The 23,699-nt window shown below is 54.3% G+C and carries 24 protein-coding genes and 1 tRNA gene; 13 read left to right on the top strand and 12 right to left on the bottom strand.

Going from position 1 to position 23,699, the window contains the following annotated elements:
• Window positions 1-33: 33 nt before the first annotated feature.
• From ABJN86_RS01650 to ABJN86_RS01680, 7 genes are all read right to left on the bottom strand, one after another.
• Window positions 34-1,338 (bottom strand): branched-chain amino acid ABC transporter permease, encoded by a 1,305-nt coding sequence (locus tag ABJN86_RS01650; RefSeq protein WP_348364513.1) that lies wholly within the window; start codon window positions 1,336-1,338, stop codon window positions 34-36.
• Complete coding sequence (locus ABJN86_RS01655; protein WP_348364511.1) at window positions 1,335-2,345, bottom strand: branched-chain amino acid ABC transporter permease; 1,011 nt, start codon at window positions 2,343-2,345, stop codon at window positions 1,335-1,337. Before ABJN86_RS01655 ends, ABJN86_RS01650 begins: the two co-directional genes overlap by 4 nt.
• Window positions 2,345-2,707 carry a hypothetical protein gene (locus ABJN86_RS01660; protein WP_348364509.1) on the bottom strand — a complete coding sequence of 121 codons (363 nt, stop codon included), beginning with the start codon at window positions 2,705-2,707 and terminating at the stop codon, window positions 2,345-2,347. Before ABJN86_RS01660 ends, ABJN86_RS01655 begins: the two co-directional genes overlap by 1 nt.
• 1 nt (window position 2,708) lies before the next feature.
• Complete coding sequence (locus tag ABJN86_RS01665) at window positions 2,709-3,455, bottom strand: ABC transporter ATP-binding protein (RefSeq protein ID WP_348364507.1); 747 nt, start codon at window positions 3,453-3,455, stop codon at window positions 2,709-2,711.
• Between the two features lie 39 nt (window positions 3,456-3,494).
• Entirely contained in the window at window positions 3,495-4,001 is a 507-nt protein-coding gene (locus ABJN86_RS01670) for a hypothetical protein (protein ID WP_348364505.1), read from the bottom strand.
• Window positions 3,998-4,777 carry an ABC transporter ATP-binding protein gene (locus ABJN86_RS01675; protein ID WP_348364503.1) on the bottom strand — a complete coding sequence of 260 codons (780 nt, stop codon included), beginning with the start codon at window positions 4,775-4,777 and terminating at the stop codon, window positions 3,998-4,000. Before ABJN86_RS01675 ends, ABJN86_RS01670 begins: the two co-directional genes overlap by 4 nt.
• 74 nt (window positions 4,778-4,851) lie before the next feature.
• On the bottom strand, window positions 4,852-6,036 hold the full coding sequence (locus tag ABJN86_RS01680) for an ABC transporter substrate-binding protein (RefSeq protein ID WP_348364501.1): 1,185 nt from the start codon (window positions 6,034-6,036) through the stop codon (window positions 4,852-4,854).
• A 200-nt stretch (window positions 6,037-6,236) separates the two neighbouring features.
• On the opposite strand from ABJN86_RS01680, the gene ABJN86_RS01685 reads away from it, so the two are divergent.
• From ABJN86_RS01685 to ABJN86_RS01705, 5 genes are all read left to right on the top strand, one after another.
• Window positions 6,237-7,322, top strand: coding sequence for a PQQ-dependent sugar dehydrogenase (locus tag ABJN86_RS01685; protein ID WP_348364500.1), 1,086 nt, complete (start codon window positions 6,237-6,239; stop codon window positions 7,320-7,322).
• A gap of 219 nt (window positions 7,323-7,541) precedes the next feature.
• Entirely contained in the window at window positions 7,542-8,291 is a 750-nt protein-coding gene (locus ABJN86_RS01690; RefSeq protein WP_348364498.1) for an aldolase/citrate lyase family protein, read from the top strand.
• A 62-nt stretch (window positions 8,292-8,353) separates the two neighbouring features.
• Window positions 8,354-9,109 (top strand): hydroxyacylglutathione hydrolase, encoded by a 756-nt coding sequence (gene gloB / locus ABJN86_RS01695; protein ID WP_348364497.1) that lies wholly within the window; start codon window positions 8,354-8,356, stop codon window positions 9,107-9,109.
• Window positions 9,110-9,138: 29 nt separating this feature from the next.
• Window positions 9,139-10,788, top strand: a complete 1,650-nt coding sequence (locus tag ABJN86_RS01700) for a sulfatase-like hydrolase/transferase (protein ID WP_348364495.1) — start codon at window positions 9,139-9,141, stop codon at window positions 10,786-10,788.
• A 581-nt stretch (window positions 10,789-11,369) separates the two neighbouring features.
• Entirely contained in the window at window positions 11,370-11,768 is a 399-nt protein-coding gene (locus tag ABJN86_RS01705; RefSeq protein ID WP_348364493.1) for a hypothetical protein, read from the top strand.
• Between the two features lie 178 nt (window positions 11,769-11,946).
• Here the strand turns inward: ABJN86_RS01705 and ABJN86_RS01710 are convergent.
• Window positions 11,947-12,036 (bottom strand) — tRNA-Ser (locus ABJN86_RS01710).
• 182 nt (window positions 12,037-12,218) lie between these two features.
• On the opposite strand from ABJN86_RS01710, the gene ABJN86_RS01715 reads away from it, so the two are divergent.
• From ABJN86_RS01715 to ABJN86_RS01750, 8 genes are all read left to right on the top strand, one after another.
• Window positions 12,219-13,040 carry a DUF2059 domain-containing protein gene (locus ABJN86_RS01715; RefSeq protein WP_348364492.1) on the top strand — a complete coding sequence of 274 codons (822 nt, stop codon included), beginning with the start codon at window positions 12,219-12,221 and terminating at the stop codon, window positions 13,038-13,040.
• A gap of 211 nt (window positions 13,041-13,251) precedes the next feature.
• Window positions 13,252-13,941, top strand: a complete 690-nt coding sequence (locus tag ABJN86_RS01720) for a 50S ribosomal protein L21 (RefSeq protein ID WP_348364490.1) — start codon at window positions 13,252-13,254, stop codon at window positions 13,939-13,941.
• 11 nt (window positions 13,942-13,952) lie between these two features.
• A complete protein-coding gene (rpmA, locus tag ABJN86_RS01725; RefSeq protein WP_073141622.1) occupies window positions 13,953-14,222 on the top strand; it encodes a 50S ribosomal protein L27 in 270 nt (89 codons plus the stop codon).
• Window positions 14,223-14,303: 81 nt separating this feature from the next.
• Complete coding sequence (locus tag ABJN86_RS01730; protein ID WP_348364489.1) at window positions 14,304-14,903, top strand: LysE family translocator; 600 nt, start codon at window positions 14,304-14,306, stop codon at window positions 14,901-14,903.
• Window positions 14,903-15,439, top strand: coding sequence for a GNAT family N-acetyltransferase (locus ABJN86_RS01735; RefSeq protein ID WP_348364487.1), 537 nt, complete (start codon window positions 14,903-14,905; stop codon window positions 15,437-15,439). The genes ABJN86_RS01730 and ABJN86_RS01735 overlap by 1 nt, the downstream gene beginning before the upstream one ends.
• A 55-nt stretch (window positions 15,440-15,494) precedes the next feature.
• On the top strand, window positions 15,495-16,532 hold the full coding sequence (gene obgE, locus ABJN86_RS01740) for a GTPase ObgE (RefSeq protein WP_348364485.1): 1,038 nt from the start codon (window positions 15,495-15,497) through the stop codon (window positions 16,530-16,532).
• Window positions 16,520-17,638, top strand: a complete 1,119-nt coding sequence (proB, locus tag ABJN86_RS01745; RefSeq protein ID WP_348364484.1) for a glutamate 5-kinase — start codon at window positions 16,520-16,522, stop codon at window positions 17,636-17,638. The genes obgE and proB overlap by 13 nt, the downstream gene beginning before the upstream one ends.
• Window positions 17,639-17,669: 31 nt before the next feature.
• Complete coding sequence (locus ABJN86_RS01750; RefSeq protein ID WP_348364482.1) at window positions 17,670-18,935, top strand: glutamate-5-semialdehyde dehydrogenase; 1,266 nt, start codon at window positions 17,670-17,672, stop codon at window positions 18,933-18,935.
• A gap of 125 nt (window positions 18,936-19,060) precedes the next feature.
• Here ABJN86_RS01750 and ABJN86_RS01755 read toward each other — a convergent pair whose 3' ends face one another.
• From ABJN86_RS01755 to ABJN86_RS01770, 4 genes are all read right to left on the bottom strand, one after another.
• Window positions 19,061-20,242 (bottom strand): Hint domain-containing protein, encoded by a 1,182-nt coding sequence (locus ABJN86_RS01755; RefSeq protein ID WP_348364480.1) that lies wholly within the window; start codon window positions 20,240-20,242, stop codon window positions 19,061-19,063.
• A 1,061-nt stretch (window positions 20,243-21,303) separates the two neighbouring features.
• Window positions 21,304-21,999: an RraA family protein gene (locus ABJN86_RS01760; protein ID WP_348364478.1), complete on the bottom strand. Its 696-nt coding sequence runs from the start codon at window positions 21,997-21,999 to the stop codon at window positions 21,304-21,306.
• Entirely contained in the window at window positions 21,996-22,682 is a 687-nt protein-coding gene (locus ABJN86_RS01765; RefSeq protein WP_348364477.1) for an alpha/beta hydrolase, read from the bottom strand. Before ABJN86_RS01765 ends, ABJN86_RS01760 begins: the two co-directional genes overlap by 4 nt.
• Before the next feature lie 42 nt (window positions 22,683-22,724).
• Window positions 22,725-23,696: a cupin domain-containing protein gene (locus ABJN86_RS01770; protein WP_348364475.1), complete on the bottom strand. Its 972-nt coding sequence runs from the start codon at window positions 23,694-23,696 to the stop codon at window positions 22,725-22,727.
• Window positions 23,697-23,699: the final 3 nt, after the last annotated feature.

Consider the following 23,699-nt stretch of genomic DNA (forward strand, 5'->3'; position numbering starts at 1 on the left):
CGGATAAAGCCGCGTCGGCGTGCGTGTATAGTTCTACCGCTCCGGTATCAAGCCACGCGGGCTAAAGCGCAGCACCAGCAGCAAGACGATACCCATGGTCAGCAGGCGCATATGTGCCGCACTCTCGATCAGGTGGTCTTTTAACCAGTAGCCATCCGACATACCTGCGGTGATCAGGTTCATCAGCCCGAGGCCCATTGGCTCCACCTGAACCCACAAGAACCAGATCAGGAACCCGCCAAGGACCGAGCCGAAGTTGTTGCCGGACCCGCCGACAATCACCATCACCCAGATGAGGAAGGTAAAGCGCAGCGGTTGGTAGCTGGTCGGCGTCAATTGGCCATCCAAAGTGGTCATCATCGCACCAGCAATCCCGCAGATCGCGGAGCCTAGGATGAACACCTGAAGGTGACGGGCGGTGACGTTTTTGCCCATCGCCTCGGCCGCAACCTCGTTGTCGCGGATCGCGCGCATCATGCGGCCCCAGGGAGAGTTCAGCGCCATCTGCGACAACCATAGCAACAGGATCAACACGACCGCGAACAGCACCGAGTAGCCCAGCTTCACGTAAAGCGTCGAGGCGGTGGCCGGATCAAGCCCGAAGCTTGCGGCCTTTTCCACGAAGCCGGCGCTGTTTTGCAGATCAACCTCAAGTGGGACGCCTGTTGGGCGTTTCAGCCCCACCACGTTCTTTACGCCGCGCGCAAGCCACTCCTCGTTCTTCATCACGGAGATGATGATTTCGGCTATTCCCAGTGTGGCAATGGCCAAGTAGTCAGACCGCAAACCTAGCGCCGTTTTGCCGATGACCCATGCAGCACCTGCGGCCAGCAAGCCACCCACGGGCCATGACAGTAAGATCGGTAGGCCAAGCCCGCCAAGGTTGCCAGTGGCCGCAGGGTTCACCGCCTCGATGGCTTCCACGCCACCATCAAAAACGTGGCGGAACAGGAAGAAACCGCCGATGAGAATAGCCACCATCGTCACGTTGCGTGTGCGCCCTTGCGGCAGCTTTTGGTGAGCCATGATCGCCGCAATGATCGTGCCCGCGCCCAGCAAAAGACCGAATAAGACGCGCACACCACCGACGCTCCATTCCTCGGTGTTGGCTGGCATGGAGGTGATCACAGTGGCGAGGCCGCCAAGCGCTACGAACCCCATAATCCCGACGTTAAACAGCCCCGCGAGCCCCCATTGTAGGTTAACGCCCAATGCCAAAATGGCCGAAATTAACCCCATGTTAAGGATGAACAGCGCGGTGTTCCAAGATTGGACAAAGCCCGTGCCAAGGATCAGCAAGGCAACGAATACGAATAGAAGTGCGTCGCGACGGGTCATACGGTTTGTCCTTTGAACAGGCCTGTTGGCTTAAACAAAAGCACGATGATCAGGATCGAGAAGGAGACGGCAAATTTGTAGTCGGTGCTCATCAACTGCGCGAGGCCGTCGGGTGCCAACGCGTCTGGTAGCACGTAGTTGGCTACCTTCTTGAAGGCGTAGGTCACCGTCACCTCCGAGAAGGCGATGACGAAACCACCCGCGATTGCGCCCAATGGGTTGCCTAGGCCACCCACGATAGCGGCGGCAAAGATGGGCAATAGAAGTTGAAAATAGGTGAATGGCTTGAAGGACTTGTCTAAGCCATAAAGCGTGCCTGCAATCGTCGCCAAAGCCGCAACGATCAACCAAGTGTACAGCACCACGCGCTCGGGGTTGATGCCGGACAGAAGCGCCAAATCCTCGTTGTCGGAATAGGCGCGCATCGACTTGCCCGTGCGGGTGCGGTTTAGGAACCAGAACAAAACGGCCACAACGATAATCGCGGTAATCACGGTTAAGCCTTGGCTGCTTTTGATCGCTAACCCTTCCCTAAGGCCTGTCATTTCCTTGAAGTCGCGCGCGGAGATGATGAAACGCTCCCCATCGGCAAAGCGTTGATCGCCTGGCCCAATGATAAAGCGGGTCAGCCCGTTCATGATGAACATGACGCCCAGCGAGACCATCACAAAGACCACGGGCTTCACTCTCCGCCGCCTGTAGAATTGGTAAACCAACTTGTCGGTCCCGATCAGTAACAGGCCGGTCAGCATGATCCCAAAGGGCAGGGCGAGAAGGGCGGTTGGCAGTGGGCCGAAGTTGATGCCGACACTTTGGAAGCCCCAAGTGATCAGGATCACAAACATCGTCCCCATCGCCATAGTGTCCCCATGGGCAAAGTTGGAAAAGCGCAAGATGCCGTAGATCAACGTCACCCCAAGCGCGCCAAGTGCCAGCTGCGCACCATAAGCGGTGCCCGGGACGATGACGAAATTTAAAAGGGCCACAATGGCGTTCAAGAAGTCCATCAGTTGCTCCCTTCGCAGGTGCCAAGGTAGTTCACCATGAGCGGCCCTCCGTTAATGTGGGTGGAGTAGCGGGCGGTGCCATCTGAGCCGAGGCTGAGTAGATGGTAGGCGTTCTCGTTGCCCCCCGCATAGATGCGGAAGTCATCGTTGCCGCTTGAGGTTACTGGAACGGTTTCGGCATCGCTGACCAGCGATACTCGGCCGCTCTGGGCCTCAATTGAGAGGTTGAACGCGGTGTCAGAGCAGCTTTCGGCTTCAAAGCACTCAGCCGTGAAGGTGCATTGATGCGTCTGAGCGGCGATTGGCGTGGCGAGTAGGGCCAAAGCCGTCGCGTAGGTGAATATATGTATGCGCTGTGTCACGTCAGCCTCCCAAGAAACTTTTGCGAACTTCGGGGTCGTTCAGCAAGGCTTGCCCCGTGTCGGTGAAGCGGTTGGCGCCTTGGACCAGAACATAGCCTTTGTCTGCGATCTCTAACGCCTGCCGCGCGTTTTGCTCGACCATAAGGATCGAGATGCCTGTGCGGGCCACCTCGATAATTCGGTCGAACAGCTCGTCCATAACAATGGGCGACACGCCCGCCGTTGGCTCATCCAGCATCAGCACCTTCGGCTGGGTCATCAACGCGCGGCCCACGGCCACCTGTTGACGCTGCCCACCGGACAATTCGCCCGCCGCTTGGTTGCGCTTTTCCTTGAGGATTGGGAATAGATCATAGATCTGCTCGATTGTGCCGCTCAGATCGTCGCGGCGCAAGAAGCCGCCCATCTCTAGGTTTTCCTCGACGGTCATGGAGGTGAAGATGTTGGAGGTTTGCGGCACAAAGGCCATGCCCTTGGCCACACGCGCTTGCGGGGTGAGGGCGGTGATATCCTCGCCTCCCAGCCGCACGGCCCCTTGGCGGACGTTCAACATCCCAAAGACCGCCTTCATAGCCGTCGATTTGCCTGCGCCATTGGGGCCAACGATGACGGCGATTTCGCCCTCGTTCACGGCAATGGTGCAGTCGTGCAGGATGTCGGGTCCTTGGCCGTAGCCGCCGGACACGGCGTCGCCGATGAGGTAGGGTTCGGAGGCTCCGTTTGAGCTTTGATTTTGGTTAGCGCTCATTTCTGTTCCTTTGGGCCTGTATCATCTGAGCCTGTTTCATCAACGCGTTCCCTTCAGCTTAATTAAGGCTCCGAAGGCGCGATGCGCTACTCTATCTGCGTCCGTGACTTGAGTGCCGCGTTGCCACGTCGTAATGCGCAATGTTTCCTTTGCGCCCATCGATAGGGTTGTTACATAAATGTAATCGGTACCGTCTCGCTTGGCGTGAGAGGTGAAAACGATATTTCCGGAAGGCATTTTGCCTCGCGTGAGTATTTCATACTCTTCAGAAGATTTTTTATCACTTTGAGACGCGGATGCTGCTGCATCTTCGACTTCAAGACCATCACCCGTGCCACCTTTGTAAACGAGCAGTTGGCCTTTGAAGGTGTCAGTGTCTCGGAAAAGTATCTCGCCATCCTTGTCGACAACAGCTTCCCACTTTGACCCATCGGTGCAGACAGATAGCCAGTCTTTCACCTCAGTGCATGCCGATGCCGGTGTAGACAAAAGAAACAGCACAGCTATGCCGCAGCAGGCCTTATGCATTTTAGTAAGGACTGTCATCCTGCGGCCACCTTGTTCTTCAGGCCCGTGCCCAAGTAGGCCTCAATCACCTGCTCATTGGCTTTGATCTCGTCCAATGTGCCTTCGGCCAACACGCGCCCCTCGGCCATGCATATCACGGGGTCACACAGGCGGCCGATGAAATCCATGTCGTGCTCGATCACCACGAAGGTGTAGCCGCGTTCTTTGTTCAGGCGAATGATTGCGTCGCCGATGGTGTTGAGCAGGGTGCGGTTCACGCCGGCACCCACCTCGTCTAGGAACACGATCTTGGCGTCGACCATCATGGTGCGGCCCAACTCCAGCAGCTTCTTTTGCCCGCCAGAGATGTTGCCAGCCCGCTCGTCGCTGATGTGGTCGATGGTCAGGAATTCAAGCACCTCGTCGGCCTTGGCAGCCAGTGCGCGTTCCTCATTGGCGATACGTTTTCGTCCCACCCAAGTGTTCCAAAGCGTCTCGCCCGCTTGGTTGCCCGGCACCATCATCAGGTTCTCGCGTAGGGTCATCGACGAGAATTCATGCGCAATCTGGAACGTGCGCAGCAACCCTTTTGAGAACAACGTGTGGGGAGGCAGTCCGGTGATATCCTCGCCGTCCATGATGACTTTGCCAGAAGTGGGTTTAAGAACCCCAGCTATTACATTGAAAAGAGTTGTTTTTCCTGCGCCATTGGGGCCGATCAATCCGGTGATTGATCCCTGCTCAATGGTCAGGGTCGATCCGTCAACGGCATGAAAGCCGCCGAAATGTTTATGGAGGTCGTGTACTTCGATCATAAGGTGCTGCCCCGTTGCAAAAAACAGCCCGAAGCGTTGTGGCCTCGGGCTGCTTTCATAGGTTTTAGATAAGGTTAGCGGTACTTGATCGTGGAGTACGCGCCGTCAGAGAACTCAATCTCCTGGTAGTTGCCAGCGGATTCGCCTGCACCAACCAGCTCCACGGCAGAGGCGCCGACGTAGTTAACCTCTTGACCGTCTGCGATCAATTTAAGCGCCTTTTCCAATTCGCCTGGGAAAATCTCAACACCCGGTGCGTTGGCGACGTCAAAGATGTGGTCCTTGAAGTCTGCGGAGGCCGAGGATTTGGCAGCCTGCATGGACAGCATGATCAGGGCCGCAGCGTCGTAAGATTCAGCCGAGAACGCGGATGTGCCATCAAAGCCAGCGGCTTTCGCCATCTCGCCATAAGTCGCTGCACCAGAGCTGTCTGTGCCAGGGTACGCGCCGTAAGAGCCGTTCAGCTCCGCGCCGAAGACTTCATTCAGCTTTGTGCCAACCATGCCGTCTGGCAGGTAGAACGTATCGAACGCACCTGAATCCAATGCGCCGCGGATCACGCCGGAACCGCCTTGGTCAACGTAGCCAGCAACAACCAGAACGTCGCCACCAGCGGAGGCCAATGCGCCAACTTCAGCGGAGTAATCTGCCTTGCCGTCTTCATGCGCCGCAGAGATGGTGACTTCGCCGCCAGCGGCTTCGAACTCGGCTTTGAATGCGTCAGCCAGACCTTTGCCGTAGTCGTTGTTGGTGTAGGTTAGGGCAACAGACTCGACGCCGCGATCTTGCAAGATGTTGGTGATGATCACGCCTTGGCGTGCGTCAGATGGGGCTGTACGGAAGAACAACCCATCGTCTTCAGCGGTTGATAGGCCAGGAGAGGTTGCAGAAGGCGACACCATGACCACTCCGTTTGCGCGGGCGACGTTTTGCAAAATAGCGCCCGTCACGCCCGAGCAGTCAGCGCCCATGATGGCATTTACTTTATCGGAGGTGACCAAACGCTCGGCTGCGGCAGTGGCGGCCCCCGCATCGATACATGTGCTGTCACCACGGATGGATTCGACTTTTGCGCCACCCAGTAAGGCACCGGAATCGCTGACCTCTTTAATCGCCAGCTCTGCGCCGTCGCCCATTTGAGGTGTGATTGATTCAAGCGGGCCAGTGAAACCCAAGATGACGCCGATTTTAACGTCCTCAGCAAAAGCGGAACCGGCCATGAGTGCGGTTGCTGTTGTTGCTAGCAGCAGTTTTTTCATTTTTTGATCTCCCTGATCACTATTTATTCTTTTTGTGGGAAAACTCTACGCAGCGATTCCTTAAAAGAAAAGAGGGCTTAAGGAGGCCTTCCGTTAGGTTCTACGCTTGTCGTGCGGACTAGACCGCTCACATCTTGTTAAATCGACACCATCCGACATGATGCTATGCTACCGCCACATAGAACAGGTTGGAGTAGATAATGGTCTTGAAAATCGCCGCTTTCGCTGTCGCATTGACAATATGTGGCCCCGCCTTTGCGATGGAGAGCAGCGTCGGCTCGTTGAAGGTATCGCTGATCGCTGACGGATTTGACCAACCATGGTCTGTTGAGCCGCTGCCAGATGGGGCAATATTGGTCAGCGAGCGGGGCGGTGCGTTGACCTTTTTGCGTCGCGATGGCCATCGGACAAACGTTAGTGGTGTGCCAAAGGTGGTTGACCGTGGGCAGGGCGGTCTCTTGGATATCATGATCCCGCGTGATTTCGCAAAAAACCGCGAAGTGTATTTAAGCTATTCCAACATTGACGGGGACAGCTACGGCACAGCCCTAGGCCGTGGAAAATTAAGTAAGGATGGATCGAAACTCATAAACTTTCGACGCATTTTTCAACAAGCGCGCGGCAATACGGACGCCAAGCATTTTGGCTCCCGGATTGTGGAGGCCAAAGATGGCAATATCTTCTTAACCATCGGGGAGCGGGGGCAGCGCAAACAAGCACAAAACCTAGGGAACCATAATGGCACCGTGGTTCGCTTGCAGCGCAGCGGTGCCGCGGTTTCGGACAATCCGTTCATTGGACAGTCCGCGCAGCCGGAAATCTATTCGTACGGTCACCGCAATCCGCAAGGCGCGGCGCTTGATCTCAACGGTAATCTCTATGTCGTTGAGCATGGTGCGCGTGGCGGCGACGAGGTGAACAAGATCAAGGCGGGGGCGAATTACGGCTGGCCGGTCATCAGCTATGGGACGCATTACTCTGGCCTCAAAATCGGCGAGGGGACATCTAAGGCAGGGATGAAGCAGCCAGAGCATTATTGGGATCCGTCAATAGCTCCTTCGGGGATGATGATCTATTCGGGCAAGCTGTGGCCGCAATGGAGGGGGGATATCTTCGTGGGCTCCCTTAAATTCGACATGATCTCGCGTTTGGACGGGAAGTCGTTGGCCGAAGAGCGCCTATCTTCCACCGAAACCGGCCGCGTTCGCGACGTTGTTGAAGGACCAAACGGTGAGATTTGGTTCCTGTCGGTAGAGGACGGGGCGCTGTATGAAATCACAAAATAATCCCAAGTTGGCATAGGGCGCGCCCGCATGAGTTCTAAACAGGCCATATATCTCCATTTGGTACCAAATACTCAAACTCAAAGGCCACTGAGAGCCACCATCTGTTGTTCCCATGATACCAGAATTCGAGCACAAATTTCGCCCCATATGTAAATCTGGCTTGTAAGTTCGCCTCGGGAATGGCCTTCATGTGCGCATGGCATCAGGAGCAGTAACGCAATGGCGACACTAAAGACCCGTTTGACACATGACGTCTGCCTTCGTGGGTGCTGGTTGGGGTTAGGCTCCGCCGCCTCAGCCGAGATTGCGGCGAGTGCCGGCTTTGATTGGTGTTTGATCGACGCAGAGCACGGTGCTTTCGATATTGATGCCATCGCGACACAAGCTCGTATTGTAGGGCCGGATGTATGCGTTCGTGTCCCCAAGGATCGCGATTGGATGATTAAGCAGGTGCTTGATCTCGGAATGCACACGGTGGTCGTGCCGATGATCGACACCGCTGAGCAGGCCCACCAGATGGCCTGCGCGATGCGTTACCCCTCTAAGGAGTTTCCCCAAGGGACGCGCGGCATTGGCGCCTCAATCGTTCGAGCGTCGGGCTACAATCATGACGCGAATTACCTGATGGAGGCCAATCAACGGGTAAGCTTGTTCGTGCAAGCCGAAACCGCGACTGCGCTTGAGAACCTAGAGGACATCTGTGCGGTTGACGGGGTTGACGGCGTTTTCATAGGGCCCGCAGACTTAGCCGCATCTTTGGGGTATCTGCATGATTTGGATGCAGAACCCGTTCAAGCTGCAATCGATGATGCTCTGCGTAGAATTGTGGCGTCTGGCAAGATCGCAGGTTGCCTTAGCTTTGATGCTGAACGTGCTGATCATTATGAAAAAATGGGAGCAAAATTCTTAGCTATTGCCTCCGACGTTGCCTTGTTAGCGGCCTCTCTACGTTGGGTTGCGAGCCGTTAGCTTCACCATCCCCGAAACAAATTATAAACCCTACCGCCAGTCCAAATGTCAAAGGCTTCGAAATGCTCAAAATTCACCAGTTTCCGCATCCACCTTTGGAAAACTACGGCGTCCTACTCCACGACGAGTTGACCGGAGAGACGGCGGCCATTGATGTCGGGCATGGGCCCTCATACATGGACGCGATCAAAGCGACGGGTTGGACGCCGACCCAGATTTGGCTGACACATCACCACCACGACCATGTGACGGGGTTGGACGAAGTTGTAACTGCGACAGGTGCTACTGTTCTTGGGCCATCGGGGATTGCGGGTGTTGATCGGATAATGTCAGGCGGCAACAGCTTCGAGTTTGCCGGAAGGCAGGTAGACATTCTCCATACCCCTGGGCACACGATGGATATGTTGAATTTTCATATTGCATCAGAAGGCATTGTTTTCACAGGAGATACCCTGTTTGTCATGGGGTGTGGCCGATTGTTTGAAGGCACGCCTGCGGATATGTGGAGCAGTTTGCAAAAGCTTATGGCGCTGCCAGAGAACACGGCAGTTTATTGCTCCCATGAATATACATTGGCGAATACACAATTCGCCGTTTCAGTGGATCCGGACAATATAGCACTTCGCAATCGCGCAATTGAGGTAGAGCAGCTGCGCGAGCTAGGTGACCCTACGGTCCCAACCTCTATCGGTGCAGAGCTGGCCACCAACCCGTTCTTTCGCTGCAATGATCCTGCTATCCGTGTAGGGCTAGGATTAACCGACGCAAGTGGCGGCGCTGTCTTCGCCGAATTGCGTCGGCTAAAAGATAATTTCTAACACGTGGGGATAACAAAGAGGGCCCAACCGTGAACATTCTATTCATCATGTACGATCAGTTGCGCTTCGACTATCTGAGCTGCGCGGGCCACCCACATCTGCACACCCCAAACTTTGACAGAGTGGCGGCAATGGGTCTGCAGTTTTCGCAATGTTATGTGCAGTCACCCATCTGTGGCGCAAGCCGGATGAGCTATTATACAGGGCGCTACACCTCTTCGCATGGTGCGCAATGGAACGGCTTCCCTTTGCGGGTTGGTGAGGTGACGCTTGGGGATCATTTGCGCAAGCTTGGCATGCACTCTTGGCTCATTGGCAAAACTCACATGAAAGTGGACGCGGACGGTATGGCGCGGCTGGGTTTGGCAGCCGACAGCATCATCGGGGCGCGGCAGGCCGAATGTGGCTTTGATGCGTGGATCCGCGATGACGGGTTGTGGGGGCAGGGGCCAGAAGGCTTTTATGACGCTAAAAGATCACCTTACAATGAATACTTAAAGTCAAAGGGTTACGATGGCGAGAACCCATGGTCGGATTACGCCAACTCTGGGATTGATGCGGATGGGGACATGGCGTCGGGCTGGATGTTTAAGAACGCGGATAAACCTGCGAACATTCGCGAGGAGGACAGCGAAACCCCGTGGTTGACCAGCGAAACCATCCGCTTCATCGACCAAGCCGAAGGCGATTGGTTGGCACACGTTAGCTATATCAAGCCACATTGGCCCTACATTGTTCCAGCTCCATACCACGATATGTATGGACCACAGCATGTCCTGCCAGCCAAACGCGCCGACCGCGAACGCGAGGAGCCGCATCCGGTTTATGGCACTTTCCTGAGCAACAAGATCGCCGCCGCCTTCCAGCAAGATGCGGTGCGCGAGAAAGTCATTCCCGCCTATATGGGATTGATCAAACAGGCGGATGATCAATTGGGGCGTTTGTTGGATCACTTGGATGAAACGGGGCGTATGAAAGATACGATGATCGTGCTGTGCTCGGATCATGGGGACTACCTTGGGGACCACTGGCTGGGTGAGAAGGACTTGTTTCACGAGGCCTCGGTTAAGGTGCCGATGATCATCTATGACCCGCGCTCTAAGGCCGATAGCACGCGCGGCACCACTTGCGATGCGCTGGTGGAAAGTATCGATCTGGCTGCGACCTTCATCGAGGCCGCAGGCGGGGAGGTGCCGGATCACATCGTTGAGGGGCGCTCGTTGATGCCGTGGCTGGAGGGCAGGGACACCGACTGGCGGGAGTATGTAGTCAGCGAATACGATTATTCGGCGACGCCGATGTGTGTGGCGCTTGGAGTGGCGCCCAAGGACGCGCGCTTGTTTATGGTCTTTGACGGGCGCTGGAAGCTGATCCATGCGGAGGGCGGCTTTCGCCCTATGCTGTTCGATCTTAAGACTGATCCTGACGAGTTCGATGATCTGGCCAAAGGGGCGGCACATTCAACCGAGATCGCCCGACTGTACGATATGTTGGCTGACTGGGGGCGGCGTTGCAATCAACGGGTTACGCGCTCGGACGCAGACATTGTGGCGTCGCGCGGCGGCTCTGCAAAGAAGGGCATCTTGCCCTTCATGGTTGATGGCAAGGAAGTTCCCCAAGAATGGACCGAAAAATACCGAGGTCCTGCGCGCCAGAATTATACAAAGAAGCCGCAATGAACTTAGGGGTATTGGTGGCGGAGAGACAGTCCTCAATACTAATGGTCTATAATATTGTTTTTGATGAATTTATTTGAAATAACTGGCAATTACCCACCTAATAGCCCACCTAAAAACAAGAAGCTAATGAAAGTGTGAAGTATCCGCATCTATTCTTGGCTTTCACAATTCAATCTGAGCGCACCGCACCTGGGGGGCATGCCCTTGTGGCTAGAAGAATGGCAAAGCTACTGAAGGAGGCACAGGATCTGAATTTTTTTAAAAAAAATTGGAAAACAAAACTGACGCAACTGCTCCTTGAGGCAGGCTGGTCGAGTGGGCCGCAAAGCACACACTAACTTATGTTTATACTTCCTGAAGTTCATTTAGAAGAGTCATAACGTGTTCAACATGGAGCAACTACCGATAGCGACAAATCGCCCAATCCTGACCTTAGCTCTTTTCCTTTGATGCTGTGGCTCGGTCCGCCGAATCTGACATTCGTTGTTACAAATACTAATCCATTTGTTTACAAACGCGGCAATGTTAAACAACCTTATCAATTTAGCCCGTATCACTGCTCTGAAATGAGGGAATACAAAATGAACACGCTACTCCCTTCGGCAGCTGTGTGTGTTGCACTATCAACCCCGGCTTTGTCCCAAACTTATAGCGAGGATTTAAACTATGTTTGGGCGGTCAACAGCAATGAAGCAAATGCACAGTTCTGTTATGCCGAAGGCTTTTTGGCCGAAGATCGTATGCATGATATTTGGACCCACCAAGAGCACGCGCGCCGCTACAGCATTGAACTAGGGTATTCCATCGAAGAGATTGATAATGCTGAGATGGCAGGTGCCGATAGCTTTCGCAGCTTTTCTGGACCTTTTTTTAAGGGATTCCCAGAGAAAATTGAAAGCGCCTGCCGCGACTTTGTTCTGCAATTTGATTGGGCTGCTCTCAAGGCCGAAGCCCGACAGATTCTGGCAGGACAACGATAGCTCATCAACATATTTCCCACATTGTAGAGCGCATTTCGGTACCTTGAGTAGCTAACACTGGCTGTATTCCAAATGGGCACAGCACCGAACCGAACCATCGTTTGGATAGAGTTGGGTCATTGTCGGCATGGATAATGGGCACTTAGGGTATTTGTGGGGGTTTCGATAGATGTAGGTGTGGCGGAGAGACAGGGATTCGAACCCTGGGAACCCTCTCGAGCTCAACGGTTTTCGAAACCGTCCCGTTCGACCACTCCGGCACCTCTCCGCAAAGGCTGACATGTGATCAGATGCGCGGGGTTTAGCGGGCTACTTCGTTCGCCGCAAGCCCATCAGTGCCGATTTTCACGCATGCATGTGCCACTCGCAATAAATTCAGAAGCCTAACCATTGTAGCAAGGGGGATTGAGGCATATCCTAGGGGGATAATTCGTCCAAAAAGGATATAGCATGCGTCTTCTTTCCGCCGGTTTTACAGCATTGATGATCTCGGCCTCTGCGGTGGCCGCGCAAAGTGCGACATTGATCGATCGCTACTTCACTGCATTGGACATGGATACGGTTTTCAAGGTGTTGCAAGATGAAGGTGTGGCCGCGGGGCAAGACCTATCAAGCCCAGATGGGGTCCCGCCATCCCCGGCCTGGACCGCTCGTTTGAAGCGCATCTATAGCCCAGAGACAGCCAAGATCGCATTTCTCGAGGGGATGGAGAAGATCAAGGGGATTGAGGAGTCTGAGGCCGCTATCGCGTTTTTTGAAAGCGAATTGGGGGCGCGTATCGTCCAGATCGAGCTTGATGCACGTGAGGCGCTGAACTCTGATGCGGGGGAGGAGGCTGCACAAGCTAACATTGAAATCCTTCGCGCAGAGGATCCAGCACTCTACTTGATGTTCCAAGAGTTCATCCAAGTGAATGATTTGGTTGAGAGCAATGTGGCGGGGGCGTTGAATTCCAACCTTGCGTTCTACCGCGGGATGGCCTCCAACGAGAGTTATACTGAAGGGCTGACAGAGAGTTTCATGCTGTCGACAGTTTGGGAGCAAGAACCCGAAATACGCCAAGAGATGGAGGATTGGACGATCAACTTCTCCTCGGTGGCCTATAGCGCGCTGAGCAAGGCGGAGCTGCAACGCTACATTGATATCTCCAAAACTCCCGCGGGGCAGCGCCTGAACGCGGTTTTGTTCTCCGGCTTTGACCAGATGTTTGAAGAGCAAAGCTATGAATTGGGCCGTGCGACGGCTGAATTCATGGTGGGCGAGGACACATAGGCGCGAAAGCGCGAATTAAGGCTGTATTGTAGACCGCAGCCTGTTGACAGGCGTACGCAATTCCAACATAAGCCCGCATCTGCGCATGATGCGTGGAATTTTTGCAATGACGTCCCGATCCGGGGACGCGCTGTCCGAGGTGGCCTGAACAGGCCCATGAACGCCGTGAAATGCGGGGCCACAGGACGCGGAAGATAAAAGGGTATGCGATATGTTCGCGGTTCTAAAAACCGGCGGCAAGCAGTATAAAGTCGCTTCTGGCGACGTTCTGCGCGTCGAGAAACTGGACGCCGCCGCTGGCGACACAGTTCAATTCAATGAAATTCTGATGGTAGGTGGCACTGTAGGTGCTCCTTTGGTCGAAGACGCAGGCGTTCAAGCCGAAGTTATCGACCAGATCAAAGGCATCAAAACGATTAACTTCGTTAAGCGTCGCCGTAAGCACTCCTCCAAGCGCACCAAGGGCCACCGTCAGCAACTGACGCTGCTCCGCGTGACCGACATCCTTGAAAAAGGCGCGGGCAAGTCCGGCGTTAAAGCTGCCATCAATGGCGCGGGTGTTTCTGTTGCTGCTGTTGAAGCTGCTGCTCCTGCCAAGAAAAAAGCCGCTCCTAAGAAGGCAGCTGCGAAAGCCGCTGCTCCTAAGGCAGAAGCTGCACCGAAGAAAGCCGCTCCTAAGAAGGCAGCAGCCAAATCTGACGGCGCAGATGATCTGACACGCATCAGCGGTGTTGGCCCAGTTATCGTGAAGAAGCTTCACGCGCTGGACGTCACTACATTTGCCCAGATCGCAGCATGGACCCCAGAGGACATTGCTGATATGGACGACAAGCTGAACTTCAAAGGCCGCATCGATCGCGATGAATGGCTGAAGCAAGCAGCAGAATTCGCTAAAGGCTAAGGAGAACACAAATGGCACATAAAAAAGCAGGTGGTTCATCCCGGAACGGTCGCGACTCAGCGGGTCGTCGTCTTGGCGTGAAGAAATATGGCGGCGAGCTCGTCATTCCAGGCAACATCATCGTGCGTCAGCGCGGCACTGTTAAGTGGCCTGGCGAAGGCGTCGGCATGGGCAAAGATCACACGATCTTCGCCAAAGTCGAAGGCAACGTGAAGTTCCATAAAGGCCTGAAAGGCCGCACCTTTGTCTCGATCGTTCCGATGGCCGAGGCCGCCGAGTAACCGAGACCCACAAGGTTTGAAAAATTTGAGGGATCGGTTGAAAAACCGGTCCCTTTTTCCTTTTGTACATAAGGCATGACCATGAGCGTCGCCGCTATTTCATTCGCAGTCTTTGCCGCCTCGCAGGTAGGCACGCCGGGGCCGGCTAATATGACCCTATTGGCCACAGGCGCGCGGTATGGTTTGCGTCGTGCGCTTCCTTTTGTGTTTGGTGTGTGCCTTGGCAAACAACTGGTCATTTGGCCTGTTGGTTTTGGGCTAATGCAACTGGCTGAAACGGTTCCATGGGCGTTTGAGGCCCTGAAATGGGGATCTGCGCTGTATATTATCTGGTTGGCGTGGCGCGTGGCGAATTTGCGTCTGACCGTAGATGCAGATGCGAAGGCACCAGGGTTCGCCGCGGGGCTATTGGTTCACCCGCTGAACCCCAAGGCATGGGCTATTATTACGGCTGGGTTCACTGCGTTCAGTGCGCCCGGTACACCTAGTTTTGAAGCCACAGTTACAATTGCCCTGATATTATTAGGTGTACAGCTTCTCTTTCACCCTATGTGGACTTACGGCGGGGAGCGGATTGCGCGCCTTGTGGCTGGAAAGCCCGAAGAAAAATATTTGATGTGGAGCTTGGCAGCGTTGACCGTAGCAAGTGTCCTTTTTGTACTATTTGCGGGAGGCAAATAATGAGCTTTGAAGGTGTTTATACGCAACCAACTATACAAGCCGATGGCTTTGTGTTGCGCCCGTTGCGCAAAGCGGATGCAGGCCCCATCGGGCTTTATGCGGCAGATGAGCGTATTGCAAAGGCAACCTCGTCCATTCCGCACCCTTTACCTCCGGGCACAACCGAGGGGTTTATCGCGCGCTCGCTTGCTGAGGAACGCGATGAAGACGTTTGGGTGATCGACCCGTCTGATGATCGCTCCGAGGTTCTTGGAGTGATTGGCCTGACCCGAATGGACCGCGAGCAATCCGAGATCGGCTATTGGGTCGCCCCGCAGCTGTGGGGGAACGGGTTGGCGTCCAAGGCTGTTGAGGCGTTGGTTCAAGCCAACCCACAAGCATGCCGCACGTTATTTGGCTCGGTCTTTCAGGACAATCCGGCCTCGGCGCGGGTTCTGACCAACGCGGGCTTTGAGTACATTGGCGACGCGGAAACCTTCTCGGTGGCCCGTGACGCATCTGTATCGACTTGGACCTATATTAAGAAGCTTGATTGAGCGCAGCGGAGGAGTGCGTTAAGGCTGCGCAACCCCGCTTGAAAGGCCAACAGTTATGAAATTCCTCGACCTTGCAAAGGTATATGTTCGCTCTGGCGGCGGTGGCGGTGGCTCTATCAGCTTTCGTCGTGAGAAACACATCGAATATGGCGGTCCTGACGGTGGGGACGGTGGTGCGGGCGGCAATGTGATTGCTGAAGCGGTTGAGGGTTTGAACACCTTGATTGATTTTCGCTATCAGCAGCACTTCTTCGCCAAATCCGGCCAAGGTGGCATGGGGCAGCAACGCACAGGCGCCAGCGGTGATGATATCATCCTGCGCGTGCCCGTCGGCACCGAGATCTTGGATGAGGACGAAGAGACCGTAATCGCGGATGTCACCGAAGTTGGTCAGCGTATCGTTTTGGCACAGGGCGGAAACGGCGGCTGGGGCAACCTGCATTTCAAGTCGGCCACGAACCAAGCGCCACGCCGCGCCAATCCGGGCCAACCGGGGGTGGAGCGTACGCTGTGGCTGCGCCTGAAACTGATCGCCGACTCTGGCCTATTGGGTTTGCCGAATGCCGGTAAGTCGACCTTCTTGGCGGCGTCTTCAAATGCCCGCCCGAAGATTGCAGATTATCCCTTCACCACGTTGCACCCCAATTTGGGCGTTGTGGGCGTGGATCACGCCGAATTCGTTATGGCCGATATTCCGGGTCTGATTGCAGGCGCATCCGAAGGCAAAGGCATCGGCGACCGCTTTTTGGGCCACGTAGAGCGCTGCTCGGTCTTGCTGCATTTGGTGGATGGCAGCTCCGAGGCTGTGGGCGAAGATTACCAAACCATTATCACAGAGCTCGAAGCCTACGGGGGGGAGCTGGCGGATAAACCACGTGTCACCGCGCTCAACAAGATTGATGCATTGGACGACGACGAGCGGGCCGAGAAAAAGGCCGAACTTGAGGCGGCGTGCAGTGGTCCAGTTATGATGATGTCGGGCGTGTCCCGTGAAGGGTTAACAGATGTGCTGCGCGCCGTGCGCGCTGAGATTCAGGAGGATCGCCTGCGCATCGCCAAAGCCAGCGAGGAGCCTGAGCCATGGCGTCCGTAAGCACCACACTTCAAGACGCCAAGCGCGTCGTTATTAAAATTGGCTCGGCCTTACTTGTAGACCGTGACACCGGTTCGCTTCGCCAAGATTGGTTGCAAGCGCTGGCCAAGGACGTGCTTCGGTTGAAGCAGCGTGGTCAGGACGTCGTTTTGGTGTCTTCCGGCTCCATAGCACTTGGCCGCGGGGTGTTGAGCCTTGGGGCAGGGGCCTTGCCACTGGAGCAATCGCAAGCGGCGGCGGCTGTTGGTCAAATCCGACTGGCCCGCGCTTACGAGGACGCGCTTGCGCCGCATGATGTGACGACGGCACAGGTTCTGGTGACCTTAGAGGACAGTCAAGACCGGCGCCGCTACCTCAATTCCCGTGCAACGCTACGCCAACTGCTGAGCATGGGCGTGGTGCCGATTGTGAACGAGAATGACACCATTGCCACAGACGAAATTCGCTACGGTGACAATGACCGTTTGGCGTCGCAAGTGGCGGTGACTGTTGGCGCGGATTTGGTGGTTCTGCTGTCCGATGTGGATGGGCTGTATACGGCCAACCCAAGCGAGAACCCGAGTGCGACGCGCCTTGAGGTCATCAATGACATCACCCCAGAGATTGAGTCGATGGCAGGCGATGCGGTCTCCGGCCTGTCCAAGGGTGGCATGAAGACCAAGGTGATGGCCGCGAAAACCGCGATGGCGGGTGGTGCGGCTTTGGTGATCACAGAAGGCTCGGTTACGGGGCCATTGGATGCGTTGGAAAACGGCGCGAATGCCAGTATGTTTATCTCTGAGACAAGCCCGCAGATTGCCCGCAAGCGTTGGATTTCCGCAATGAAGCCACAAGGGGCTTTGACGCTGGATGACGGCGCAGTGACGGCCCTTGGGCGTGGAAAATCCCTGCTTCCGGCTGGGGTGACACATGTTGAAGGCCCGTTTGAGCGCGGTGATCCGGTGTCTTTAATCGGTGCGAACGGCGCAAACATCGGCATGGGGCTTGCACGGTATAAAAGCGAAGAAGCCGACATGATTAAAGGTCGTCAAAGTACTGAAATAGAAGATATTTTGGGATACCCGGGCCGTGCGGCCCTTGTGCATCGAGACGACATGGTGCTCTAAAGAAACGTTATAAATTCAAAGGCCTGTACTCATGACCCAGATTGACAATATCCCCGCCGCCATGACTGAGATTGGTAAAAAGGCCCGTGCGGCTGCGGCTGAGCTGTCTTTTGCCTCGGCCGAGCGCAAGCACGCGGCGTTGATTGGCGCGGCTCAGGCTGTTTGGGAGAACCGTGCCAAAATCATCGAAGCGAATAAGAAAGACCTAGAGTTTGGCCGCGACAAAGGGCTGTCGCCAGCCATGATGGACCGTCTAATGCTCGATGAAGACCGCATCCGCGCCATGCAAGACGGGCTGCGCACTGTGGCCGATCAGGTTGATCCGGTGGGCGAGGTGATCACCGAATGGGATATGGAATCTGGCCTTCACATCAAACGGGTTCGCACGCCGTTGGGGGTGATTGGCGTCATCTATGAGAGCCGCCCGAATGTAACTGCGGACGCAGGTGCGTTGTGCTTGAAGGCGGGCAATGCTGTTATTCTGCGCGGTGGCTCCGAGGGATTCAATTCATCGCGCGAAATTCATGCATGCCTTGTGAAAGGTTTGCGCGATGCCGGTTTGCCTGAGGACAGCGTGCAATTGGTGCCGACCCGTGACCGTGCGGCAGTGTCTGAGATGCTGACAATGACCGATTACATTGATGTAATTGTTCCTCGCGGCGGCAAAGGGCTTGTCGGACTGGTACAGCGCGAGGCTCGTGTGCCTGTGTTCGCGCATCTCGAAGGGATTGTGCACATCTACGTCGACAAAAACGCCGACGCCGAGAAGACGATGAAGGTTGTGATGAACTCCAAGACACGTCGCACGGGTATTTGCGGCGCTGCGGAATGCCTGTTGATCCACAAGGACGTGGTGGAAACCATCGGTCATGACGTTATCCGTGCCTTGCTGGACAAAGGTGTCACGGTGGATGCAGACATGAACCTGTCGAGCATCTCTGGCGTCAACCCAGCGAGTGCGGAGCATTGGGGGCGCGAGTTTTTGGACATGGAGATTGCAGCCAAGGTGGTTGGCAATGTTGAGGAGGCGATGGATCACATTCGCCAATACGGCTCAAACCATACGGACTGTATTATGACCGAAGATCAAGCGACGGCGGATCTGTTCTTGTCGCGCCTTGATAGTGCGATTTTGATGCACAATGCCTCCACACAGTTCGCCGATGGTGGAGAATTTGGTATGGGCGCTGAGATAGGTATCGCCACGGGCAAGATGCATGCACGTGGCCCAGTTGGGGCTGAGCAGCTGACGTCGTTCAAGTATATCGTCACTGGCGACGGAACTGTGCGGAATTAGGTTTAAATTTTAATGCTTACTATCAGTGAGTTGAGCTTCGTAGTTTTAGTACATGCTTGCGTTTCGTAGAATCTAAAAAGGCCCGCCGTTTGGCGGGCCTTTTTCATCTCTCGAACTGGTGCCTGCTATGCGGACGAAAGTATTGATTTTGCAATATTTGCTTCGAACTTACGCAAGGTTGGGCGCGATGCATTGAATCGCAACGATAAGGCGGGATCATGTAGTTCGGGGAACAAGGCGAAGATCTCGTTTGATTGACCTTGTTCCATGCCGTTCATAATGAAATCACCGGGTTGAAAGCTCTCGGTCCACGTCCCATCTACCAAAAGCACTTCGTGGCGGTCACACAATATGTGAATGTATGACACGTCTTGGGCACCCATCATTTCAACGCCAGGCAGGCCAACAAGATACTTGGCTGCAATCAACATTTCATCCTGGCCAAAGAGAACAACCAATTCCGGGCGGTTGATCAGCATACGGTGGTTGGGCGACACCAACATGTCGGCCATAGGCATATCTGGGCCCAATGCACTTTTGCGGATGCGGATCGGCCGGAAACGCACGTCAGCAACCAATCGGGACTGAGGCAATAGCTTGCTGCCAAGCCAACGTACCTCTTGCAGGCCGTTGTCGCGTGTCATGACGCGGTCACCGATAAGTAGGTCTTCGATGGCGACGAACCCACGAATCGTGCTGACACGCGCCCCAGGTGTGAAGCAAGGTACAAAGGTTGAGTATTCTGTATCACCCTTGCTGGTCCCTGAGATTTTTACGTATCGCACTCCATGTTCCAACTGAACGCTGGAGGTCATGGCCCAGACGTCTGTTAGATTGCCACCTTGCGATAAAACGTTGATGATGATTTCGGGACCTGTAGGGTCGCCGTTTGAATCAAGCGCTCTGACGGTGTGAAAACTCTCAGATTCCACCAGCGCACCATCTTCTATAAGACCACTACCATTGATGATAACGTGGTTCGCTGATTGATCATCATTAAACACATCGGGGGTGGTGCTTAGGTCGTCCAGTCGAATGGTTTGATAGTGAAATCCGTCTGTGAACTGGAAAATTGTTCCAACAGGTGTGTTCGAATTGTTGATAATACCAGTACCCGCAGTAAGAAACGGCGAACTAGGGTCAACAGTAAAGGCTTCGTTATCAAAGGCTGCGAAGTGGCGCACCACCATTTTGGCTTCTCCTGTTTCAACTTTGAGCTGTCTAGTGGCCCAAGGTTTACCAAGAAAATCTACAGGTATTTTTAAGCCGATGAGTTGTACTACAACATGATCTCTCAAGCGCGTCATTGACCGTGCGTCTCGAGTTTTGACTATTTTTGTTGTTGTGTTTGGAGGCTGCGCGCCCGATGAGAGTCATGCGATTTAGGGTTCTGATGTCTATGGCGGTTTCTGTTTTCGGGGGCTCCAACTTGAGGCTAGGCAACAGCTTACCAAAAGAACCAAACTTGAGACCGAACGCGCCTTTAATCCTTGTGCGCGTATTCTTTGAATGTTGCACTGTGTGCATCTACAGGATCGAGTACATTAAACGGATATTTCCCAAGTGACTTTGTATTGTGACGATTCTGACGGTTTCAACCTTAAAGCATCTCGCTTTTAATTTGACGCACATCCAGCTACGCAGAAGTAGTTCCAGCATTCTCGGGGCGTGAACAGATCGCAGACTTCCGCGAGGGCGTCGTTCTTGAGGCGTTTTACAAAGGCTTTGTCGTATTATGCAGGAATGAGACGGACTTCATGAACAGCAGCTTGAGCGATGCGGCGCAGTGATGCGCGGACCCACAGGCTTCCATGATAATGATGCTTGGCGGTAGTTCTAAGAGCGTTTTCTGGAACTGCGGGCGGATCAACTTTTACCGTAACTTTACATAATACTGATTATAGGCGCATTGTATTAAACACGCAGCTTCTGTCGGAACTCGCTAATACTGAGACTCCTCTTTGCGGAACTTCAACAATCTAGAAGATCTGAATATTACCGCAAACTCTCACCAACAACTATTGCCAACCTTTGCGATGCATCAATCATTAGCGGCCAATCATCCTGCATTGCGCTTCGTTGAGGATCTTCGAAGGCAAGTTACTCTGACGTTTGTCAATGTAGCCCGTTGCCGGATCCATCGGGTCATCGCGTGAGAAAACAACAACGATATCCGAAAGTTGCAAGATGCATATTGCAGTTCGGCTGACACACATCAGAGGCTACGGGCGCCCCTGCCCTGATTTCGATGCTATCGGCCCATTTCTGCCGTTGGTTCAATTGGTTGATGCTGCGCAGCTTTCCGATAGCGGACCTTTGTCGCGCTCATAAGTTCGTTCAAAGGAAGAGTGAATCTTCCCCCCCTTGATCAGGTTCGTTGCTTTTCGAATTCTTCCCAAGCCGCTTGAAAGGCTTTGAAGTCGAATCCTTCCCGCTTGGCAGGTTCCAAGATGAGGTTTTCGGTCGCGAGAAGTTTGGAAATTGCTGCTTCAATGCTGTTATAAACGTCGGTTGGAACAACGACAGCACCATGGCGATCTGCGTGGATTAGATCGCCTTCGGAAACACGTAATCCAAAGACCTCAACCGGCGTCTTGATTTCCTTTACATGAACGAAACCGTGACTTGGCCCTATCGATCCTGCGACAACAGGATATCCCGTAGGTACATCGCCAAGGTCGCGCATCACGCCGTTTGTTAACGTCCCCGCAAGTCCGAAACCTTTGTGGACGGTCGTGTTGATTTCGCCCCAAAATGCACCAATGCAGTCGGGAAAATCAGTATCTTCTATCACGACAACCGAGGGATCAGATGCAGATGCCATATACTCATAATATGCCATACGGCGCGTTTTGATGACCTCTGGTTCCTCACTCGGCGGGGCAACCGCCGCGATTTTTGCCGTACGCGCGTAGCCAACAATCGCGAGTTCATCAGGCGCGCTACACAACATTGTTCCGCGCGTAAATCTGTCAAAGCCACGTTGGCCTTGCGCGACCTCGATTGCGTTGCACACTGTTGGGGTGTCCACCGACCTTAATAGTTTAAGCAATGAAGGTGTCATGAAATCTCCAACCAGCGGGCAATCGCTGCGTTTGTGTGTGACGGTTGTTCAAGCGTTGGTAAATGTCCTGCGCCTGCGACGTTTTCTAACGTCGCCTGAGGGATCAATTCAGCCATTTCTTCGTGCGTCAGGACGGGGCAAAGTCGATCCTCGATCCCACACAAAACCAAGGCTGGACAAGTAAGATTACGAAGCGTTTCGCTTTGGTCTGGGCGATCCATCAACGCATGCGATTGATTGACGAAAGCAGCCGCGCCTAAGTCACTCGCCATTTTCAAACACAGATCGATTACCCTATCGGTGTTTGAGCCACCGCTCGCCAAATATCTCGGCACCATAACATTACGCATGATGTCCATCATTTGGCCGTTCTGTGCAGCCTCGATTTGGGGAAAGCGCGCTTGGCGCATTGCTTCCTTTTCGGCAAGGTGATTTGTGTCGAGCAAGGCAATCTTGCTGACCCGTTCAGGGGCCAGTCGCACGACTTCCATTGCAATGATGCCGCCCATAGACAGCCCGAGTAGATCAAATCGATCAGGGCTCGCAGCAAGAACGTCTTGGGCCATCTCTGTAATGGTGGCGAAGTCTGTTGACGTGACAACAATGCTATCGGGAAAGGCATCCAGTTGGGGTTGAAACAATCGCGCATCACACATCATTCCGGGTAAAAATACCAATGTCATCAATTGCTCCCTTTCAAGCCCTTAGTTGTAGTCAACGATGTTTCAACTGTAGGCTGTCCATGTTGGACCCGCAGGATCATCATTTGAAACGACACGGTATAGGCTTGCCTCACCGGTCATCGCAGGGACAAGCGTATAGGGAAAACCGCTGGGCAAAAGGCAGGTATCGCCAGGGTTCAACGTTGCCTCCGCGCCGTCCCATGCCAATTTCCAATGCCCGCGCATTGGCATCAACACTGTAAACTGATCAACTGCGCTTGGTGTTTCAACGGCCGATCCGCGCGTAATGAAATCGACATCAAATCCCGGCTTGTCGGGCAGCAACGCATCGCGACCGATGACTTTGGCGGGGCTTTTTCCCGCTAGCCCCATCAAGTCCAAATACCGCGCGACATGGCGTGGAATAACGTCGATAGTAGAGGGTTCGGGCATTTTCGCTAAGTCGTCATCAGACATAACCGGCATTGCCGCGACGCCGTTTGGGAGGGTCTCCCCTTTCTTGGTGTCATAAAGTTTGCCGTTTTCACCCAAGAGCAACCCATGATCTGCAGCGTCTTCGATAACCTGAGGTGCCCACGTCACGCCGCCCCCAGCATCGTCACCGCCGAGCACGGCCATGATCATTCCGTAATCCGTGCCGATGTTTTCGAACCCTCGGAAGATACCAGTAGGAATGTTGATGATATCGCCCTCTTCTAGCGTAACTTCACCAGCATCACCCCAACGGCCCCAAAAGAATCGCCACCGACCCTTCAGAACAAAGAAAACTTCAGCGGTCGTGTGACTGTGCAGCGAGTTGAGGCATTTAGGAGGCTGTCCAGCGGCTCCGATATTGAAACCGGGCGTGTCACGAATATGAACATGCTGATCGGCACTTTCGCTTACGCCCCCACCAACAATCGTAAAGTTTTCTTTCTGATTGCTGCCCGGTGTGTGCGCATCAATGAACGCTGTTTTGCAGGGTATCAAATCGCCGTAGCGAACGATCCGTTTTTCGATTTCTGCAGGTGTCATAAC

The sequence above is a fragment of the Litoreibacter sp. genome, assembly GCF_039974535.1.
Classification (GTDB): Bacteria; Pseudomonadota; Alphaproteobacteria; order Rhodobacterales; family Rhodobacteraceae; genus Litoreibacter.